Source organism: Mycobacterium paraense (genome assembly GCF_002101815.1).
GTDB classification, from domain to species: Bacteria; Actinomycetota; Actinomycetes; order Mycobacteriales; family Mycobacteriaceae; genus Mycobacterium; species Mycobacterium paraense.
In genome coordinates this window covers 1-18,482 of sequence record NZ_LQPM01000004.1, presented here as the reverse complement: position 1 = coordinate 18,482, position 18,482 = coordinate 1, and the positions used below count along the sequence as shown (strand labels likewise).

Below are 18,482 nucleotides of genomic sequence, written 5' to 3'. Positions count from 1 at the left end.
CTACTGCGCTTGGCTCACCGAGGACATGTAGAAGTCCGGGATCCGCAGCGACGGCATGGCCGCCCGGGTCGCCCAATCGCCCCACTCGCGCGGCAAGGTCTTCTCGCTGGCCCCGGCCTCGGTGGCCCGCCGCAGCAGGTCCAGCGGGCTCTCGTTGAACCGGAAGTTGTTGACCGCCGCGGTCACCTCGCCGTCCTCGATGAGGTAGACCCCGTCGCGGGTCAGCCCGGTGAGCAGCAGGGTGGTGGGGTCGACCTCGCGGATGTACCACAGCGTGGTCAACAGCAGGCCGCGCTCGGTGCCCGCGATCATGTCGGCGAGCTCGGCCGACCCGCCCGTCATCACCAGGTTGTCGGCGGCGACCGCGACGTCGGCGTCGAACTTGTGGGCCGTGGCCCGCGGGTAGGCCAGCGCGTTGATCACCCCGTTGCGGATCCAGTCCACCTGGCCGATCTCCATGCCGTTGTCGAACACCGACACCGTTTCCGAGGAGTTGCTCGCCGCGACGAACGGCGTGCAGGCCAATCCGGGCGCCAACGGGTCGGAGAACATCGTCAGCGGCAGATCGGTGAGCCGCTCCCCCACCCGCGTCCCGCCACCGGGCGCCGACAGCGCGGTGCGGCCCTCCTCCGCCCCACGGCCGGCCATCGACCAGGCCAGGTAGATCATCATGTCGGCCACCGTCGACGGGGGCATGATCGTCTCGTAGCGACCCGCGGGCAGCGCGACGCTGCGCTTGGCCCAGCCGAGCCGCATCGACAACTGCTCGAGCAGCGAATCGGTCGGCACGTCAACGAAGTCGGCGGTGCCGATGCCCGCCCAGGCGCTGGCGTCGCCGCGCTTGGCGTTGATCTCCACCGCGCCGGTTGGCTGGGTGAAGCGCCGCCGCAGCCCCGTCGACGACGCCAGGAACGTCGTCGAAACGCTGTGGTGGGCAAAGCCGTACAGCCGATCGGCGCCGCGGAACCCGCGGCTCAACGAGTCGGCGACATCGGAGAACACCAACGGTCCGGTGCCGGGCACCGGCGCGTTCCAGTCCGCGGGCTCGCCGCTCCCGGAGAGCAGCGGCGCGGCGTCACCGGCCTCCGGCGCCGAGCGGGCCGCCTGCTGGGACGCGGCCACCAAACCGGGGATCACCCGCGGATCCACCTCGGCGGACACCACCGTCCCGATGTGCGCGCTGTCCCCTTGGCGCACCACGGAAATCACCGTGATGCTGCGGTTCACCGAAACCCCGTTGGTGGTCATCGAATTGCCCGCCCACCGCAACGTCGCCTCGACCTTGTCGGTGACCAGCACCATGGTCTCGTTGGCGCCGCCGAGCTTGGCCGCCTCTTCCAGGACCAGGTTGACGACGTGCTGTGGGGTGATCATCGGCCGCCCTCGCTGACGGTGTTGAGCACGTTGACGCCGCGGAACAGCGCCGACGGGCAGCCGTGGCTGACCGGGGCGACCTGCCCGGGCTGCGCCTTGCCGCAGTTGAACGCGCCGCCCAGCCGCCAGGTCGATGGACCACCCACGGCCTCCATCGAATTCCAGAAGTCGGTGGTGGTGGCCTGGTAGGCGACGTCGCGCAGCTGGCCGTCCAGGCGGCCGTCGCGGATGCGGAAGAACCGCTGGCCGGTGAACTGAAAGTTGTAGCGCTGCATATCGATTGACCAGGACTTGTCGCCGACGATGTAGATGCCGTCCTCGACGCGGCCGATCAGGTCGGCGGTGCTGAGGTCCTCGGGCCCGGGCTGCAGCGACACGTTGGCCATCCGCTGGATGGGCACGTGGTGCGGCGAGTCGGCGTACGAGCACCCGTTGGAGCGCGCCTGGCCCAGCCGCGGCGCGAACACCCGGTCGAGCTGGTAACCGACGAAGATCCCGTCGCGCACCAGATCCCAGCTCTGCGCGGCCACCCCCTCGTCGTCGTAGCCGACGCTGGCCAGGCCATGTTCGACGGTGCGGTCGGCGGTCACGTTCATCACCGGCGAGCCGTAGCGCATGGTGCCGAGCTTGTCCGGGGTGGCGAACGACGTTCCGGCGTAGGCGGCCTCGTAGCCGATCGCGCGGTCGTATTCGGTTGCGTGCCCGATGGATTCGTGGATGGTCAGCCACAGGTTCGTGGGATCGATCACCAGATCCGTGGGCCCGGCCACCACGCTGGGCGCCTTGACCTTCTCGGCCAGCAGCGCGGGCAACTGCGCGAGCTCGTCGGTCCAGTTGAACACCTCGTCACCGGCCAGCGCCTCCCAGCCCCGCCCCATCGGCGGGGCCAGCGTGCGCATCGAGTCGAAGCTGCCCGCCGCGGCGTCCACGGTCACCGCCTCCAGCGTCGGCAACACCCGCACCCGCTGCTGGGTGATCGACGACCCGAAGGTGTCGGCGTAGAACGTCTGCTCCTTGACGGCGGTCAGGCCGGCCGACACGTGGTCGATGCCGTCGGCGCCCAGCAGGCGCCCGGAGTACTCCTCCAGCACCGCGATCTTCTCCGGCGCGGGGACCTCGAACGGGTCGATCCGGTAGTTCGACACCCAGGCGGCGTCGGTGTAGACGGGCTCGTCGGCGAGCTCGACGCGCTCGGTGTTGAGCATCGCCAGCGTGGTGGCCACGTGCACGGCGCGGCGCGCGGTCTCGGCCGCGACGGCGGGCGCGAGCTCCGCGTGCGAGGCGAATCCCCACGTGCCGTTGACGATCACCCGCACGGCCAGGCCGACCTCGCGGCTGACGACGGAAGTCTCCAGCTCGCCGTCGCGCAGCTGGATGATCTCGGTGCTGAGGCGGTGAAGCCGCAGGTCGGCATAGCTGGCACCGGCCGCCTTGGCCGCCGACAGCGCGGCCTCGGCAAGCTCGTGGCGGGGCAGGCCGACGAAGTCGGCATCGATTGCCCGGTTCGATGTCACGGCTCCACGGTAACGACCGCTTCCCACCGCGCACGGCGCCGCCCGCTTAAATTAGCTCCATGGCCAGCGCCGTGCTGAGAAAGCAGCCGCGATCCACCGCGCTGGGCTATGCCTTATTGGCGCCCAGCCTGTTCGGTGTGCTCGCCTTTCTGCTGCTGCCGATCCTCGTGATGATCTGGCTCAGCCTGTACCGGTGGGACTTGCTGGGGCCGCTGCGCTACGTGGGCCTGGCCAACTGGCGGTCGGTGCTCGCCGACGGCGGCTTCGGCAACTCGCTGGTGGTCACCGCCGTCTTCGTGGCGATCGTGGTCCCCGCGCAGACGGTCCTGGGGCTGCTGGCCGCGTCGATGCTGGCCCGCAACCTTCCCGGCACCGGCCTGTTCCGGACGGTGTACGTGCTGCCGTGGATCTGCGCGCCGCTGGCGATCGCGGTGCTGTGGCGATGGATCCTGGCCCCGACCGATGGGGCCGTCAGCGCCGTGCTCGGGCACAGCATCGGGTGGCTCTCCGACCCCAGCTTCGCGCTGCCGCTGGTGTCGGCGGTCGTGGTGTGGACGAACGTCGGCTACGTCTCGCTGTCGTTCCTGGCCGGCCTGCTGGCCATCCCCGACGACATCCACCGGGCCGCGCGCACCGACGGCGCCAACGCGTGGCAACGGTTCTGGCGCATCACCCTGCCCCTGCTGCGCCCGACCATGTTCTTCGTCCTGGTGACCGGGATCGTCAGCACGGCACAGGTTTTCGACATGGTGTACGCCCTGACCGGCGGCGGCCCGGCCGGCCGCACCGACCTGGTGGCCCACCGCATCTACGCCGAGGCCTTCGGGTCGGCGGCCATCGGACGGGCCTCGGTCATGGCGGTGGTGCTGTTCGTGATCCTGATCGGGGTCACCGTCGTGCAGCACCTGTACTTCCGGCGGCGGATCAGCTATGACCTGGTCTAGCCGCCTCGCCAATTGGGTCATCTACGCCGGGCTGATGATGGGCGCGCTGATCACGTTGGCGCCGTTCGCGCTTGGCCTGCTCACATCGTTCACGTCGGCGCACCAATTCGTCACCGGCACCCCGCTGCAATGGCCGCACCCGCCCACGCTGGCCAACTACGCCGACCTGGGCGGCGCCGGGTTCGGCCGCGCGGCGGCGGTGACGGCGCTGATGACCGCGGTGATCCTGGTGGGTCAGCTCACCTTCTCGGTGCTGGCGGCATTCGCATTCGCGCGCTTGCACTTTCCGGGGCGCGACGCGCTGTTCTGGGTCTACATCGCCACGCTGATGGTGCCCGCCACGGTCACAGTGGTGCCGATGTATCTGATGATGGCCCAGCTGGGCCTGCGCAACACGTTCTGGGCGTTGGTGCTGCCGTTCATGTTCGGCTCGCCGTACGCGATCTTCTTGCTGCGCGAGCACTTTCGGCTCATCCCCAACGACCTGATCAACGCCGCGCGCCTGGACGGCGCCAACACCCTGGACGTGATCGTGCACGTGGTGATCCCGTCCAGCCGGCCGGTCCTGGCCGCCTTGGCGCTGATCACCGTGGTGTCGCAGTGGAACAACTTCATGTGGCCGCTGGTGATCACCAGCGGGCACAAGTGGCGGGTGCTCACCGTGGCGACCGCGGACCTGCAGTCCCGCTTCAACTCCCAGTGGACGCTGGTGATGGCGGCGACGACGCTCGCGATCGTTCCGCTGATCACGCTGTTCGTCGGCTTCCAGCGCCACATCGTCGCCTCGATCGTGGTCTCGGGGCTGAAGTGACCCGGCCGCGTTCGTCCACGCTGATCGCGGGGTCGCTGGTGCTCGTCGCGGTGCTGCTGGCCGCCATGGCGATGCTGCTGGACTACTCCGGCGAGCCGCACGGCGGCAAGATCGTCATCAAGGTGCGGCTGTGGGCCGACCAGATCGCCGCGGCCTACCAGCGGTCGTTCGAGGCCTTCAACCGCGCGCATCCCGACATCGAGGTGCGGCCCAACATCGTGGCCTATTCGACGTACTTCGACACCCTGCGCACCGACATGGCCGGCGGCAGCGTCGACGACATCTTCTGGCTGTCCAACGCCTACCTCGCCGCCTACGCCGACAGCGGCCGGCTGCTGGACATCGGCAAGACGCTCAGCCCGGGCGCCGCCGCGGACTGGGATCCGGCGGTGGTGGACCAGTTCACCCGCGGCGGTGTGCTGTGGGGCGTGCCGCAGCTGACCGACGCCGGGATCGCGCTGTTCTACAACGCCGACCTGCTCGGGGCGGCCGGGGTCGACCCGGCGCAGCTGGCCGGCCTGCGGTGGAGCCCGAACGGCGGCGACACCCTGCGCCCGCTGCTGGCCCGGCTGACCCTCGACGCCGACGGAAACGCCGCGAGCACACCGCGTTTCGATCCCGGTCGGGTTCGTCAGTGGGGATACAACGCGGCCAACGACCCGCAGGGGATCTACCTGAACTACATCGGGTCGGCGGGCGGGGTGTTCCAGCGTGGCGACGAGTTCGCCTTCGACAACCCGGCCGCGGCGGCGGCCTTCCGCTATCTGGTCCACCTGATCAACGTCGACCACGTCGCGCCGCCGGCCGCCGACACCAACGACAACGGCGACTTCTCCCGCAATCAGTTTCTGGCGGGCCGGATGGCGCTGTTCCAGTCCGGCACCTACAACCTGGAGCCGGTCGCCCGCGATGCCCGGTTCCGCTGGGGCGTGGCCATGATGCCGGCCGGACCCGTCGGCCGGGTGAGCGTCACCAACGGCATTGCCGCGGCCGGTAATTCGGCGACCAAACACCCGGACGCGGTGCGCCAGGTGCTGGCCTGGATGGGCAGCCGCGAGGGCAACGAATACCTGGGCCGCAACGGTGCGGCCATCCCCGCGGTGCTGTCGGCCCAGCGGGTCTACTTCGACCACTGGGCCGCCGAGGGCATCGACGTCACCCCCTTCTTCGCGGTGCTGAACGGCCCCCGCATCCCCGCGCCCACCGGCGCCGGCTTCCCCTCGGGATACACCGCCATGCAAAGCTATTTCGACGAAATGTTCTTGGGCCGCGGCGATGTCGGCGCGATTCTGCGGAAGGCGCAGGAGGCGGCCAACGCCGCCGCCCGCCGCTGAGCGGCGCGTCGGGTTCGGGCGGCTCGGGCGGCGTCGCCCAACGTGCACTCAGGGCGAGGTTTTCGGCGATTCTCCGCCACCAGTGCACGTTCGGCGCGGCGGGCCCGCCGCCGAGCGGCGCTAGCTAGCCGGGCAGCACCAGCACCGGCACCGGGCTCTCGCGAATGATCTTGGCGCTGCGCGAGCCGAGGAACACCCGGCGGATCTCGTCGCGCGGCCGGGTGCCCATCGCCAGGATCTCGCCGTCCTGCCAGTCCACCTTGTGCAGCGCCCCGCCCCAGTCGTGGCCGGTGACCACGTCCAGCGCGACGTCGTCGCCAACAACCCCGTCGGTCTTCAAGCCCGCCAAGATGTCTCGCGCCTGCGCCGCCCATGCCTCGAGGATCTGGTCCTCGGCGTCCAGTCCCACCTCGGGCGGGTACATCGTCTTGCCCCGGACGGCGAACGTGATCACCCGCAGCGGCACCCCGAATCGCTGCGCGGCCTCGGAGCATCGGCGCACCACCTCGACCGAGTCCGGCGTGGCCGCGTAGGCACACGTAAGCCGCGTCAATCCGCCTGTGTGGGCGCGGTATCCGGGTGGGCTGATGGCGACCGGCACGGGCGAGGCGTGCAACAGCCAGTCGGCGGTCGTTCCGATCACCACCGGACCGGGTCCGCCGCTGGGCAACGACCCGAGCACAACCACCTCCCCGCCGACTTCCTCGACGACCTCGACGAGGCCACCCGACACCGATCGGTGCGCGCGCTGCAGGTAGGCGACGTCGATGCCGTCGGACACCTCGCCGAGGAAACGCGCGGCCTCGTTCGCCGAGTCCGCGGCCAGGTGCTCGGCCCACTGCTCGTACTCGGCGTCCACGCGGGCGAACGACGGTGTGAGCCAGGGCCTGGGCACGATGGTCGCCACGACGAGCGAGGTGCGCAGCGAGCGCGCGGCGCGGACGGCCAGGTGCAACCCGGACAGGCCGACCTCGCCGGCCCGGTACCCGACGACCACGCTCACGGCGATTCCTGCACGGCGTTGAGCGCGCTGTGGTGGCGGCCCCACGCGAAGTAGAAGATCAGCGCCGCGCAGATCCACGCGGCGAACGCGATCCAGGTGTACCAGTGCAGGCTGATCAGGATGTAGCCGCACGCGAGCACCGAAAGGGCCGGCGTGACGGGGTAACCCGGCACCTTGAACGCCCGCGGTAGGTCGGGTTCGCGCACGCGCAGGATGATCACCCCGAGGGAGACGACGATGAACGCCGTCAGGGTGCCGATGGACACCATGTCCGTCAGCTTGTCGAGCGGGACGAAGGCGGCCAGGCCCCCCGCGGCCACCGCGACGATCACCGTGTTGCTCACCGGGGTCATGGTGCGCACATTCACCGTGGCGAATCGCGACGGCAGCAGCCCGTCGCGGCCCATGGCGAACAGGATCCGCGTCATGCCGTACATGGTGACCAGCGTGACCGAGAAGATCGAGATGACGGCGCCGGCGGCCAGAATCGTGCTGGCCCACCTGCCGTGGGTGACGTTGTCGAGGATGGTGGCCAGCCCCGCCTCTTGCTGCGCCGCGAAGTCCCGCCACGGCTGGGTGCCGAGCGCGGCCAGCGCGACGAGGACGTACACGCCGGTGACCGTCAGCAGCGCCGCGATGATCGCGCGCGGCATGGTCTTTTGCGGGTCCTTGACCTCGTCGCCCGCCGTCGACACCGCGTCCAGGCCGATATAGGAGAAGAAGATGGTGCCGGCCGCCGAGCCGATGCCGGCGACGCCGAACGGGGCGAAGTCCCTGAGCCGGCCGAGGTCGAAGGCCGTGAACGCCAGGATGACGAACATGATCAGCACGCCAAGCTTGGTGAGCACCATGATGGTGTTGACCTTGGCCGACTCGCTGGCACCGCGGACCAGCAGCAGCGCGCACATCACGATCAGGATGATTGCCGGCAGGTTCACGATGCCCGGTTCCGCGTCCCACGGCGCCGCCGACAGCGCGTGCGGCAGCTGAAATCCGAACACGTTGTGCAGCAGCTTGTTCAGGTATCCGCTCCAGGTGACCGAAACCGCGGCCGTGGACACCCCGTACTCCAGCAGCAGGCACGCCGCGACGCCCATCGCGACGGCCTCGCCCAGCGTGGTGTACGCGTAGGAATAGGCCGACCCCGAAACCGGCACCGCCGCGGCCAATTCGGCGTAGCAGATGGCCGCGAGGCCGGCGGCGATGCCGGCGATCAAAAACGAGACGATCACCCCGGGCCCGGCTTCGGGCACCGCCTGGGACATCACGAAGAAGATCCCGGTGCCGATCGTCGAGCCGACGCCGAACATGGTCAGCTGGAACGTGCCGATGCTGCGCTTGAGGTGGTCGGCGGCCCCGCGTGCGACGTGCGCGCCGGCGACGGGACGACGCCGCAGCAGCTGCTCCGTCAGGCTGATCGAGCTGGATGGCACGTGCGCCCCCCTGTTGCTTGGATCAGCTGATTATGCGCATGCCTCCCGCAATGCCGCAGCGAACTGGTCAATCGCCCAGTCGATCTCCTGCTCGGTGACCACCAGCGGCGGCGCGAACCGCAGCGTCGACCCGTGGGTGTCCTTGACCAGCACGCCGCGCCGGGCCAGTCGCAGGCTGATGTCCTTGCCGGTGCCCAGCGCCGGATCGACGTCGACCCCGGCCCACAAGCCGAGGCCGCGCACCGCCACCACGCCCTCGCCGATCAGCCCTCGCAGGCGACGGTGCAGGTGCTCCCCCAATTCCGCCGACCGGGCCTGGAATTCGCCGCGCTCCAGCAGATCGACCACGGTGGTGCCGATCGCGGCCGCCAGCGGGTTGCCGCCGAAGGTGGAGCCGTGCTCGCCGGGGTGCAGCACGCCGAGGATGTCGCGGTCGGCGACCACCGCCGACAACGGGACCACCCCGCCGCCCAGCGCCTTGCCGAGCAGGTAGACGTCGGGCACCACGCCCCACCGGTCGCAGGCGAACGTGTAGCCGGTGCGGGCCAGCCCCGACTGGATCTCGTCGGCGATCAGCAGCACGTTGTGCTCGGTGCACAGCGCGCGGACGGTGGGCAGGTATGTGTCCGGCGGCACGACGATGCCGGCCTCGCCCTGGATCGGCTCCAGCAGCACCGCCACCGTGTTGTCGTCGATCGCGCGGGCCAGCGCGGCGGCGTGGCCGAACGGCACCGAGCGGAAGCCGGGGGTGAACGGGCCGAATCCGTCCCGCGCCGCCGGGTCCGACGAGAAGCTGACGATGCTGATCGTGCGGCCGTGAAAGTTGTTGTCGGCCACGATGATGTTCGCCTGACCCGACGGGACGCCCTTGACGTCGGCGCCCCATTTGCGGGCCACCTTCAAGGCGCTCTCCACGGCCTCGGCGCCCGAGTTCATCGGCAGCACCATGTCTTTGCCGCACAACCGGGCGAGCGCCGCGCAGAACGGTCCCAGGTTGTCGGCATGGAACGCGCGGCTGACCAGCGTGAGGGTGTCGAGCTGCGCGTGGGCCGTCGCGGTGATCTCGGGATGGCGATGGCCGAAGTTGACCGCCGAGTAGGCGGCCAGGCAATCCAGGTAGCGGCGGCCGTCGACGTCGGTGATCCAGGCGCCCTCGGCGCTGGCGGCCACCACGGGAAGCGGCGAATAGTTGTGCGCCGCATGCCTTTCGACCAGGGCTATCGCCGAGTCGGCTCCGGTGTCGAGGATCGTCATCAGAACACCTCCAATGTGCAGCACTTGACCGAACCGCCGCCCTTGAGCAGCTCGGACAGATCCACGCCGACCGGCTCGAACCCGGCCGCACGCAGCTGCGCGACGAAAGCCGTTGCCGCCGAGGGCAGCACGACATGCCGGCCGTCGGAAACGACGTTGAGCCCCAGCACGTAGGCGTCGGAGCTGCCGACCACGAGCGCGTCGGGAAACAGCGCGCGCAGAAGGTCCCGCGCGGACGCGCTGAACGCCGGCGGGTAGTAGGCGATCGTGCGGTCGTCGAGCACGGCCAGCGCGGTGTCGAGGTGATAGAACCGCGGATCCACCAACTCCAGCGAGACGACGGGCATGCCCAGCGCCGCGGCGATCTCCGGGTGCGCGCGCCGGTCGGTGCGAAAGCCGTAGCCGGCCAACACCATGTCGCCGACCAGCAGCAGGTCGCCCTGGCCCTCGTTGACGTGGCGGGTCGACACGGGGCGATAGCCCAGCGATGCCATCCATTCGGCGTAGGCCGCCGACTCGCCGGCCCGCTCGGCGAATCGGAAGCGGGCGACGAGGGCGACGTCGCCGGCGATGAAGCCGCCGTTGGCGGCGTAGACCATGTCGGGGAGCCCCGGCGCGGGCTCGATCACGTCCACCCGGTGGCCCAGCCGGATGTACGTCCGGCGCAACGCCTCCCACTGCGCCTGCGCGACGCGGGCGTCTACGGGCCTGGCGACGTCCATCCAGGGGTTGATCGCGTACTCGACGGCGAAATGCGTCGGCGGGGTCATCGCGTACCGGCGCGCCCGGGCCGTGCGGACGGGCGCGGCGGGCACGGGCGCGGGCGCCACAACGAATGATTCCGTCATAAATCAACGGTATTCGGGCCGCTTCAAACAAGCAAACGACGTTTCTTGCGTGTCTATAGACGATTTATTGCGCTAGGATTCGTCTTACGGCGATTTGTTAAAGGGGAAGCGGATGGACCGCCTGGACGAGACCGACGAGCGCATCCTCGCCGAGCTGACCCTGAACGCGCGGGCCACCTTCGCGGAAATCGGCCAGGCGGTGAACCTTTCGGCGCCGGCGGTCAAGCGTCGCGTCGACCGGATGCTCGACGACGGCGTGATCAAGGGCTTCACGACGGTCGTCGACCCCAACACGCTCGGCTGGAAGACGGAGGCCTACGTGCAGGTGTTCTGCCACGGCACGATCGCGCCCGATCGGCTGCGGGCGGCATGGGTGGATATGCCTGAGGTGGTCAGTGCAGCGACGGTCACCGGCACGTCGGACGCGATCCTGCACGTGCTGGCCCGCGACATGCGCCACCTCGAGGCCGCGTTGGAACGCATCCGCTCGAGCGCGGACATCGAACGCAGCGAAAGCATCGTCGTGCTCTCCAACCTCATCGACCGCATGCGCCCCTCGAACGCGTAGCCGCCCGTTTGACGGCCGGGCGGCCGGGAATCCCGTTGTGGCGATGCCGGGGACATCACAAAGCCGTATCCGCCTCAGCCATCACACCGTGGAACTCGATGACGGGCGCCAGATCGGCATGTCGGTCGGCGGCCGCGGGGTGCCGTTGCTGTTCATGCACGGGCTGCTGCTCAGCCGCCGGGCCTATCTGCGCATGCTGAGCCGGATCGCCGGGATGGGCTTTTTGGTCGTCGCCGTCGACGCCGCGGGCCACGGCGACACCGGGCGGCTGCCCAGCGACGCCTGCAGTTTCAGCGATCGGGCAGACTCGGTGTTGCGCACGCTGGACGCGCTGGGGATCGGGCAGGCGTTGTTCGTCGGGCATTCGATGGGCGGCCGCATGACCATCCAGCTGGCCGCGCGCGCACCGGAGCGGGTGCTTGCCGCGGTGCTGTTCGACCCGGCGGCCGGGGCCCGGTTCGACACCTCGATCCCCAACCTGGTGAAGTCCCCCGCCAAGGCGCTGGGCGCCGCCTACACCGCCGTCCGCGACACGCTGGGCGACCCGACGCAGCTGTCCGCTTCGGAGCAACTCGGGTACTTCCGCGTGCTGACGGCGGTGGCGGTGCCCAACCTGCGCTATCCGGTCGGGGCCATCCGGACGATCAAGGCGATCATCGAGTCCGGCGACTACACGCCGATGCTGCACACACTGCGCGACGAGGGGATGCCCACGCTGATCGTGCACGCCGAAAAAGACATGATCGTGCCGTTCCCGTACGCACGCGAGATGGCCAACGAGGCCGACGCCACGCTGTACAAGGTGCCCGACGCGTATCACTCCTGGATGATCGCCAATCCGCGGCAGGGCGCCGACGCCTTTCGTCAATTGCTCAACGGCGAACTGGGCGAGGTGCTGCGCAACGCCGCGGACACGATGGGGATAGCGGACCTCGATGACCACGAGGCGTGGGAGCGCGAATTGCTGGACCCCGACGCGCTGGTACTCGAATTCATCCACGGGCGCGAGCGGATCGAACTCGGGACCGAGGAGCCCGACCACGTCGAGCTCGAGCTGGTGCGAACCACCGAGCGCCCGCACGAGCGGATGTCGTGGGCGCGGCGGACGTATCGCCGGTGGGCGGCCAAGCACCTGCATCAGGCGCGATCGCTGATCGGGCAGAACACCCGGATTACGCCGGACCGCCGGCGCTAGCGATTGCCCGCCTCAGGGGCCGAAAAGCCGCCGCAGCCCCGACGGTGACGGCTCCGGCGGGCGGCGAGATGCGTAGGGCCAGGGGCGGTTTCGCTCCGGGACGGAGCCGGCCCGCGCTTGCTTCAGTTGCGTGCGCAGGTGCCCGCGCAGCTCGTGCAGCTCCGAATCGGCCCACCGGTTGTCGGCTTCGATCGGGTCGGCGGTCAGGTCGTACAGCTCCCACTGGTCGTCCAGCGGCGACGCCCGGTAGGCCTCGCCGCCGAGGCCGCTGGCGGTGAGGTGCCGCACGCCCGGCTCGGTCCAGGTGCCCGGGTCGTCGAAGGTGCGGACCAGCTTCCACAGGTGCCCGGCGCCCCCGGGTGCGGTCGCGTCGTCGACGCGGACCACCAATCCCTCGAAGTTGGAGCCGACGTAGGCCGGCACCCGAATCCGCAGCGGCGCGGGCGGATTGACGGTCCGCTTCAGGCGCCGCGCCAGGCCCGAGGCACCCGTATCGCCCTCGAGCATGTTGTCGCGGGTCATCAGGTACACCGCCCGTGAGTCGTCGGCCGGCGCCCCGTCCACGACGGGCATGAGGTCGCGGCCCGGCAGGTCGTGGACTTCCGAGAACGACTCGGCGAGCGTTGACGCGACGGCCGCGACGTCCACCCCGGCGGCCGACAGCAGCGTCGGGACCAGGTCGACGTGCGACGTGGGCGCGGTGACGACGCGTGGCCGGGTGGCACCCGAGCCGATGCGGGCGACGACGAACGGGACCCGGGTGGCCTCGTCGTACAGGTTGAACCATTTCTGGTGCAGCCCGCCGTGTGCGCCGAGCAGGTCACCGTGGTCGGCGGTGCGCACCAGCACCGCGTTGGCCGAGCCGCCCTCGGTGACCGCCCGCCGGACCCGGTCGATCGGCCCGTCCACCTCGGCGTGCAGCCGGTAGTACAGGTCGCGGTAGCGCTGCGCGCTCCGCTCGTAGATCCGGTTGACCGCGGGCGCCGGCCCGTAGCCCGAGTAGTAGGCCTCGCGGAAGGCGATCTGGGCGGCCGGCTTGGTCGACAGGTCCTCGCCGGCCGTGGGCGCCGGGGGCACCGGCGGCGGATCCAGGGGCGACGGCTGCACCGGGCCGCGCCGCGACCAGGTGGGAAACAGCACGATGTCGTGGGGGTTCACAAAGCTGGCCACCAACAGGAACGGGCGCAGCGCTTGCGCGTCGCCGGCGCGGCGGCGGGCGTAGCGGTCGGTGAGCCACGCGACGACGCGGTCGGCGATCAGCGGGTCGCGCCGAATACCCGCGTCGGACAGCAGCGCGCCGTGCGGTTCTGGGCCCACCCATCCCGAAAAGCCGAATGGCGCAAGCGGATCGGCGTCCAGGTAGCGCCGCACCGCGGTGGCGTCGACGACGCCGTCGTCGTCGTTGGTCGCCAGCGAACGCCCGGTGGACGGATCGACGAGGTCGGCGTGCGAGATGTGCCACTTGCCGTCGTAGTGCGTGTCGTAGCCGGCCGCGCGGAACCAGTTGCCCAGCGTGGGCACCTCGCACTGGCGGAGCCAGCGCATGCGGGAGTCGTCGGCGGTCTTGCCGATGCCGTCGGTCTGGGTGACGCCGTGCAGGTCGGGGTAGTGCCCGGTGAAGATCGTCGGGCGGCTGGGCACGCAGGCCAGCGAGCCGGTGTAGTGCCGGACGAAGCTGACGCCGTGATCGTCGAACCACTTGCGCCCGGCCAACATTCGGTCGCGCCAGGCGAGGACGTCGGGAGCCTCGTACGGCGGCACCGCGCGTTCCTCGTCGGTCATGATGATGACGACATCGGGGCGATCAGACACGGGCGGCCTCCAATCGCGTTGCGAGCCCGGCAAGCATCACGTCGGACTGCCGCGCCAGGAAGCGGCACAGCACCCGTTCGGCCAGCGTTTGGTCTGGGCGAGAACCGATTTCCACCGTGCTGGTCAGGCCCATGGTGGTCGAATCGCCCGGGCCGGCGGCCAGCGTCCAGCGGTTGGCCACCCTGCGCACGAGGCGCGGCAGGCCCTCGATGTCGTAGGCGAGGGCGCGCGGCGGGTCGAACTCGGTGATGCGTTCGACGAGGGCGTCGCGCTTGACCTGAACCCGCCGCGCCGTGCCGACGGCTGCCCCGTCGGGCCCGGAGAACAGGATGCACGAGTGGTCGACGTTGGCCGCCCACGAAGCGATCGAGCCGAAGTCCGCGAGGACGTCCCAGATCTGTTCGGGGCGGGCCGCGACGCTGCGGCTGCGGCGAATGTCGGCCACGCTAGGGCATCAGGTGGAAGATCGTCTCGAGCGCCACCGCGAGGGCGCCGGTCGCGACGGCGATCGCGATCGTCACCCAGTCCGCCAGCTTCGGCCGCGCCGGATTGGCCGACAGCTGACCCGTGCCGCCGCGCGCGGTGATCGCGTCGCCCATCTCGTCGGCGCGCCGCAGCGTCACGGTGATGGCGGCGGCCAGCAGGTCGATCAGCTCCAGGGCGTGCCGCCGGCGGCGGGCCTTGCGGCTTCGCGGTATGCGTTTGGGCCGCAGCCGGCGGGCGGCGTAGAGCACCTGAAATTCGTCGATCAACATCGGGAAGGCGCGCAGGGCCAGCGCCAGCGCGACGGCCCATTCGTCGATCGGGATGCGCAGCAGTTTCAGCGGTCGGCCCAAAGTGGCCAGCGCGGGCCCGATTTCGGCGACGTTGGTGGTCCACGACACCATCGCCCCCAGGGCGAGCAGCACGACCGTCAGCGCGGTGATGCGCAGGAAGTTCAGGGCTCCCCCGAGCCCGATCTCCAGCCCGCCCAGCGCGACCTTCGGGCTGCCGCCGGCCAGCGCGGCCGTGATGCCGCCCAGGGCGATGACGATCCACAGCCACCGCGGCATCGACGGCAGCACGCCGCGCGGAATGCGCGCGATGCCGGCGGCCGCCGCGACCAGCGCCGCCACCAGACCGATGGTGATCCAGCCGGGGTAGAACGTCAGCAGCACCGACGCGCCGAACACGATCAGCAGTTTGGTGCCCGCCCACAGCTCGTGGATGGTCGAGGTGCCGGGCACCGGGACCAGCAGCACGACCGGGCGAGGGTTGCGCCGGGTGGCGCCGCGCGACGGCGCGGAGGTTGTCGTCATGCCATGCCCCCCGCTGCCGCCGGCACCGGTTCCAGCGTGCCGTTGCGCAGGTGCAGGGTGCGCGGGCACAGGTCCTCCAGCCCGACGAAGTCGTGCGAGATGACCACCACCGTCAGGCCACGCTCCCGGCGCAGATCCTCCAGCAGGCTCAGCAGGCCCCGCTGGCTGGCGGCGTCCAGCCCCGCCAGCGGCTCGTCGAGGATCAGGGCGCGCGGCGAGCGGGCCAGCAGCCCGGCCAGCACGACGCGGCGCATCTGCCCGCCGCTGAGCTGGTCGATCCGCCGCCTGGCCAGGGTGGGATCGAGGCCCACGACGCCCAGCGCCGCGGCGACGCGGTCGTGCTCGCGGGGCGAAAAGCCCGCCGCCGAGGCCACTTCCAGGTCGACGCGGGGCCGCATCAGCTGCAGCCTGGCCGCCTGGAACGACAACGCGACCGCGCCGACCTGCTCGTGGGTCGGCCGGCCGTCCATGAGACAGGTGCCGCTGGTCGGAACGGTCAGCCCGGCCATGATCCACGCCAGCGTCGACTTGCCGGATCCGTTGCCGCCGTGGATCAGGACGCCGTCGCCCTGCTCGACGGCGAAGCTGACGTCGCGCAGCGCGGTCTTGGCCCAAGGGGTGCCGATGCCGTATTCGTGGCCGACGCCGACCAGCTCGATGACCGGCGCGTGCGATCCGTGAGCGGCCGTCCCGTTTCGCGCGGGCGCGACCGCGGTCTCGACCATGCCGGTGTTGTCCGGCGAATCGCTGAGATCGATTGTGCGCTCGGCGGATTCGGCCTCATTGTTGTAGTGCGTGATGTGCACCAGGGCCGTGCGGTGCCGCTTGGTCAGGCCGGACAGCACGCCGAGCAAGGCTTCCCTGCCCTGCTGGTCGACCATGGTGGTGACCTCGTCGGCGATGAGCAACGCCGGCTCCCGGGCCATCGCCGCGGCGAGCGCCAGGCGCTGCAGTTCGCCGCCGGACAGGCTGCCGGTTTCGCGTTCGGCAAGCCCGTCGAGGCCGACCTCGCTCAGCAACCGCTCCACGTCGATCTTGGTGCCGGGCGGCAGCCCCCAGACCACGTCGTCGGCGACCCGCGTGCCCAGCACCTGGCTTTCGGGGTGCTGCAGGACGACGGCCGTGCCGCCCAGCTTGCCCAGTCCGACGGCACCGGGGCGCTGCACGGTGCCCGACGTCGGTTCCCGGCCGGCCAGGATCAGCATCAGCGTGGTCTTCCCGGAGCCGTTGGGCCCGGTCACCGCGACGTGCTCACCAGCGTGCAGGTCCAGGCTGACCTCGCGCAGCGCGTCCTGGCGGGCACCCGGGTAACGGAAACGGACCCTGTCGAAGCGCACCGGCACCGGGCCGACGGCGCCCTGCTCGCTGTTGCTCCCGTCCCACGCGTCCAACTTGTGCACATCGGGGATGCCGCGCATCCGCTCCAGCAGGCGCGACAACGCCCACCAGCCGATCACCGACACGATCATGATCCCGATGCCGTAATAGAGCAGCACCAGAATCTGCCAATAGTGCACCGCGACAGCGAAATACCGCTTCAGGTCGTCGGCGGTGCCCTGCATGTGCACCCGTGCCAGGAAGGCGGCGACACCGTTGACGTTCGCGGTCATCACCTCGAAGATCAGGTGCCGCAGCCGGGTCATCACCATCAGCGCGCCGACGTTCGCGGCGCCGAAGGCGAAGCCGGCGATCAGGGACGAGACAATCACGGTCGGCGTGCCCATGCGTTTGCGCTTGATGACGCCCGTGAGGCCGCCGATGTAGACGCAGTGAACGACGGTCATGAAACCGCCCAGCCCGGCGATCAGGAAGGCGATCACCCCGGCGGCAACCGTCGCGGCCACCAGGACGCGCAGCCGGTAACGGTAGGCCAGCAGCCCGGTCGGCACGGTGCCCAGCAAGGCCAGCCCCGCCGCGAACGGAACGGCCACGGAGATGATCGCGATCACCGCGCACAGCGCCCCCATGACGGACGCCTGCGCCAATTCGACCGGCCGCAGCGGTCCGCCCCGATGGCGCGAAGGGGAGGATTGAGGGGCGGTCACTTCACCGATTCTGCCAGGCCGCAGCAGTAACCCGCCGCGCCACACCACGCACCGGGGCTTTCGCGCCCGGGCGTGTGCGCTCGTCTCGCTTAGCAAAGCTATGCAAACATGGAAGCATGAATGCATCCGCCGCCAACCACAACGATGTCGTTGACGCCGCAAACACATCCCAGTCCGGCCTGGGCGCCGACCTCCTCGCCGTCGTCGCCCGGCTCAACCGACTGGCCACCCAGCGCATCCAGATGCCGCTGCCCGCGGCGCAGGCCAGGCTGCTGGCCACCATCGAGGCCCACGGGGAGGCCCGCATCGGCGACCTCGCGTCCGTCGACCACTGTTCGCAACCGACGATGACCACGCAGGTGCGCCGGCTCGAGGACGCCGGCCTGGTCACCCGAACCGTCGATCCCGGGGATGCGCGGGCGGTGCGCATCCGCATCACGGCCGACGGGATCCGCACCCTCAACGCCGTGCGGGCCGACCGCGCCGCCGCCATCGAACCGCAATTGGCCCTGCTCGAGCCCGCGGACCGCGAGGTACTGAGCGAGGCGGTCGGGGTGCTGCGGCGGCTGCTCGAGCACGCCTCGACCGCCCCGCGCCGCCATCCGCTCTGACGGCGGGTAGACACTGGAATAGATGTCTGTTCGGCACGGCCGCGGCGGAAGGGGGCGGTGATTCGCATGGAGGCGTCCGCCAATCCGGCCGCCCCGTTGACCGTGTGGGTCGGACCGACGAGGTACGTCTTCCCGCCCGGCCGTGACGTGCTGGTGGGCCGCGGGCGGGGCATCGACATCCCGCTCGATCGCCCAGGTGACGGCTCCCCGCCGACACCCCAGCCCGACGTGGTGCTGCGCTTCACCGGAAGTCACTGGGTGGCCATCGACAACAGCCCCCGCGGCATGTACGTCAACGGCTCGCGGGTGTCGACGGTCGACCTGCACTCCGGGCAGGCGATCACGCTCGGTGACCCGCAGCGGGGGCCGCGGCTGGTTTTCCAGATCGGCCCGCCCGTCCCGCCGCCCGGACGCCCGACGGGCCCACCGCCCCGCCCG

17 protein-coding genes are annotated in these 18,482 nt (G+C 70.5%); 7 read left to right on the top strand and 10 right to left on the bottom strand.

Annotated elements, in window-relative coordinates; genetic code table 11:
- Together AWB89_RS02425 and AWB89_RS02420 are read right to left on the bottom strand one after the other, a co-directional pair.
- Nucleotides 1–1,374 (bottom strand): TldD/PmbA family protein, encoded by a 1,374-nt coding sequence (locus AWB89_RS02425; protein ID WP_085171394.1) that lies wholly within the window; start codon nucleotides 1,372–1,374, stop codon nucleotides 1–3.
- Nucleotides 1,371–2,888: a TldD/PmbA family protein gene (locus AWB89_RS02420; protein ID WP_085171393.1), complete on the bottom strand. Its 1,518-nt coding sequence runs from the start codon at nucleotides 2,886–2,888 to the stop codon at nucleotides 1,371–1,373. The genes AWB89_RS02425 and AWB89_RS02420 overlap by 4 nt, the downstream gene beginning before the upstream one ends.
- Nucleotides 2,889–2,962: 74 nt before the next feature.
- On the opposite strand from AWB89_RS02420, the gene AWB89_RS02415 reads away from it, so the two are divergent.
- From AWB89_RS02415 to AWB89_RS02405, 3 genes are read left to right on the top strand one after another with little or no spacing between them, the layout of a single operon-like run.
- Nucleotides 2,963–3,832 carry a carbohydrate ABC transporter permease gene (locus AWB89_RS02415; protein ID WP_142282430.1) on the top strand — a complete coding sequence of 290 codons (870 nt, stop codon included), beginning with the start codon at nucleotides 2,963–2,965 and terminating at the stop codon, nucleotides 3,830–3,832.
- The gene (locus tag AWB89_RS02410; RefSeq protein WP_085171391.1) at nucleotides 3,819–4,643 is read left to right on the top strand and encodes a carbohydrate ABC transporter permease; all 825 of its coding nucleotides are present in this window, start codon (nucleotides 3,819–3,821) and stop codon (nucleotides 4,641–4,643) included. Before AWB89_RS02415 ends, AWB89_RS02410 begins: the two co-directional genes overlap by 14 nt.
- Entirely contained in the window at nucleotides 4,640–5,977 is a 1,338-nt protein-coding gene (locus tag AWB89_RS02405; protein ID WP_085171390.1) for an ABC transporter substrate-binding protein, read from the top strand. Before AWB89_RS02410 ends, AWB89_RS02405 begins: the two co-directional genes overlap by 4 nt.
- 124 nt (nucleotides 5,978–6,101) lie before the next feature.
- On the opposite strand, the gene AWB89_RS02400 is transcribed toward AWB89_RS02405, so the two are convergent.
- Genes AWB89_RS02400 through ddaH form a run of 4 tightly spaced genes read right to left on the bottom strand, consistent with a single transcriptional unit; the run spans nucleotide 6,102 to nucleotide 10,515 of the window.
- Nucleotides 6,102–6,980 carry a universal stress protein gene (locus tag AWB89_RS02400; RefSeq protein WP_085171389.1) on the bottom strand — a complete coding sequence of 293 codons (879 nt, stop codon included), beginning with the start codon at nucleotides 6,978–6,980 and terminating at the stop codon, nucleotides 6,102–6,104.
- Nucleotides 6,977–8,413 carry an amino acid permease gene (locus tag AWB89_RS02395; protein WP_085171388.1) on the bottom strand — a complete coding sequence of 479 codons (1,437 nt, stop codon included), beginning with the start codon at nucleotides 8,411–8,413 and terminating at the stop codon, nucleotides 6,977–6,979. The genes AWB89_RS02400 and AWB89_RS02395 overlap by 4 nt, the downstream gene beginning before the upstream one ends.
- Nucleotides 8,414–8,443: 30 nt before the next feature.
- Nucleotides 8,444–9,667 (bottom strand): ornithine--oxo-acid transaminase, encoded by a 1,224-nt coding sequence (gene rocD, locus AWB89_RS02390; RefSeq protein WP_085171387.1) that lies wholly within the window; start codon nucleotides 9,665–9,667, stop codon nucleotides 8,444–8,446.
- Nucleotides 9,667–10,515, bottom strand: coding sequence for a dimethylargininase (gene ddaH / locus AWB89_RS02385; RefSeq protein ID WP_085171386.1), 849 nt, complete (start codon nucleotides 10,513–10,515; stop codon nucleotides 9,667–9,669). Before ddaH ends, rocD begins: the two co-directional genes overlap by 1 nt.
- A 112-nt stretch (nucleotides 10,516–10,627) precedes the next feature.
- On the opposite strand from ddaH, the gene AWB89_RS02380 reads away from it, so the two are divergent.
- Complete coding sequence (locus AWB89_RS02380) at nucleotides 10,628–11,083, top strand: Rv2324 family transcriptional regulator (RefSeq protein WP_085171385.1); 456 nt, start codon at nucleotides 10,628–10,630, stop codon at nucleotides 11,081–11,083.
- Nucleotides 11,084–11,126: 43 nt separating this feature from the next.
- Entirely contained in the window at nucleotides 11,127–12,278 is a 1,152-nt protein-coding gene (locus tag AWB89_RS02375; RefSeq protein ID WP_085171448.1) for an alpha/beta fold hydrolase, read from the top strand.
- A 12-nt stretch (nucleotides 12,279–12,290) separates the two neighbouring features.
- Here the strand turns inward: AWB89_RS02375 and AWB89_RS02370 are convergent, their stop codons facing one another.
- From AWB89_RS02370 to AWB89_RS02355, 4 genes are read right to left on the bottom strand one after another with little or no spacing between them, the layout of a single operon-like run.
- A complete protein-coding gene (locus AWB89_RS02370; protein WP_085171384.1) occupies nucleotides 12,291–14,090 on the bottom strand; it encodes a sulfatase-like hydrolase/transferase in 1,800 nt (599 codons plus the stop codon).
- Nucleotides 14,083–14,535, bottom strand: a complete 453-nt coding sequence (locus tag AWB89_RS02365; protein WP_085171383.1) for an SRPBCC family protein — start codon at nucleotides 14,533–14,535, stop codon at nucleotides 14,083–14,085. Before AWB89_RS02365 ends, AWB89_RS02370 begins: the two co-directional genes overlap by 8 nt.
- Before the next feature lies 1 nt (nucleotide 14,536).
- A complete protein-coding gene (locus tag AWB89_RS02360; RefSeq protein ID WP_085171382.1) occupies nucleotides 14,537–15,388 on the bottom strand; it encodes a CbiQ family ECF transporter T component in 852 nt (283 codons plus the stop codon).
- Nucleotides 15,385–17,355 carry an ABC transporter ATP-binding protein gene (locus tag AWB89_RS02355; RefSeq protein WP_241520412.1) on the bottom strand — a complete coding sequence of 657 codons (1,971 nt, stop codon included), beginning with the start codon at nucleotides 17,353–17,355 and terminating at the stop codon, nucleotides 15,385–15,387. The genes AWB89_RS02360 and AWB89_RS02355 overlap by 4 nt, the downstream gene beginning before the upstream one ends.
- A gap of 194 nt (nucleotides 17,356–17,549) precedes the next feature.
- Between AWB89_RS02355 and AWB89_RS02350 the strand changes: the two genes are divergently transcribed.
- Together AWB89_RS02350 and AWB89_RS02345 are read left to right on the top strand one after the other, a co-directional pair.
- Nucleotides 17,550–18,044, top strand: coding sequence for a MarR family winged helix-turn-helix transcriptional regulator (locus AWB89_RS02350; RefSeq protein WP_085171447.1), 495 nt, complete (start codon nucleotides 17,550–17,552; stop codon nucleotides 18,042–18,044).
- Nucleotides 18,045–18,110: 66 nt separating this feature from the next.
- The coding region (locus AWB89_RS02345; RefSeq protein WP_420914888.1) for an FHA domain-containing protein at nucleotides 18,111–18,482 on the top strand (372 nt) is incomplete at its 3' end.

Coding starts and splice junctions, on each gene's coding strand:
- AWB89_RS02425 (WP_085171394.1), bottom strand. CDS start 1,374: ATGATCACCCCACAGCACGTCGTCAACCTGGTCCTGGAAGAGGCGGCC.
- AWB89_RS02410 (WP_085171391.1), top strand. CDS start 3,819: ATGACCTGGTCTAGCCGCCTCGCCAATTGGGTCATCTACGCCGGGCTG.
- rocD (WP_085171387.1), bottom strand. CDS start 9,667: ATGACGATCCTCGACACCGGAGCCGACTCGGCGATAGCCCTGGTCGAA.
- ddaH (WP_085171386.1), bottom strand. CDS start 10,515: ATGACGGAATCATTCGTTGTGGCGCCCGCGCCCGTGCCCGCCGCGCCC.
- AWB89_RS02380 (WP_085171385.1), top strand. CDS start 10,628: ATGGACCGCCTGGACGAGACCGACGAGCGCATCCTCGCCGAGCTGACC.
- AWB89_RS02375 (WP_085171448.1), top strand. CDS start 11,127: ATGCCGGGGACATCACAAAGCCGTATCCGCCTCAGCCATCACACCGTG.
- AWB89_RS02360 (WP_085171382.1), bottom strand. CDS start 15,388: ATGACGACAACCTCCGCGCCGTCGCGCGGCGCCACCCGGCGCAACCCT.
- AWB89_RS02355 (WP_241520412.1), bottom strand. CDS start 17,355: ATGGGGGCGCTGTGCGCGGTGATCGCGATCATCTCCGTGGCCGTTCCG.
- AWB89_RS02350 (WP_085171447.1), top strand. CDS start 17,550: ATGAATGCATCCGCCGCCAACCACAACGATGTCGTTGACGCCGCAAAC.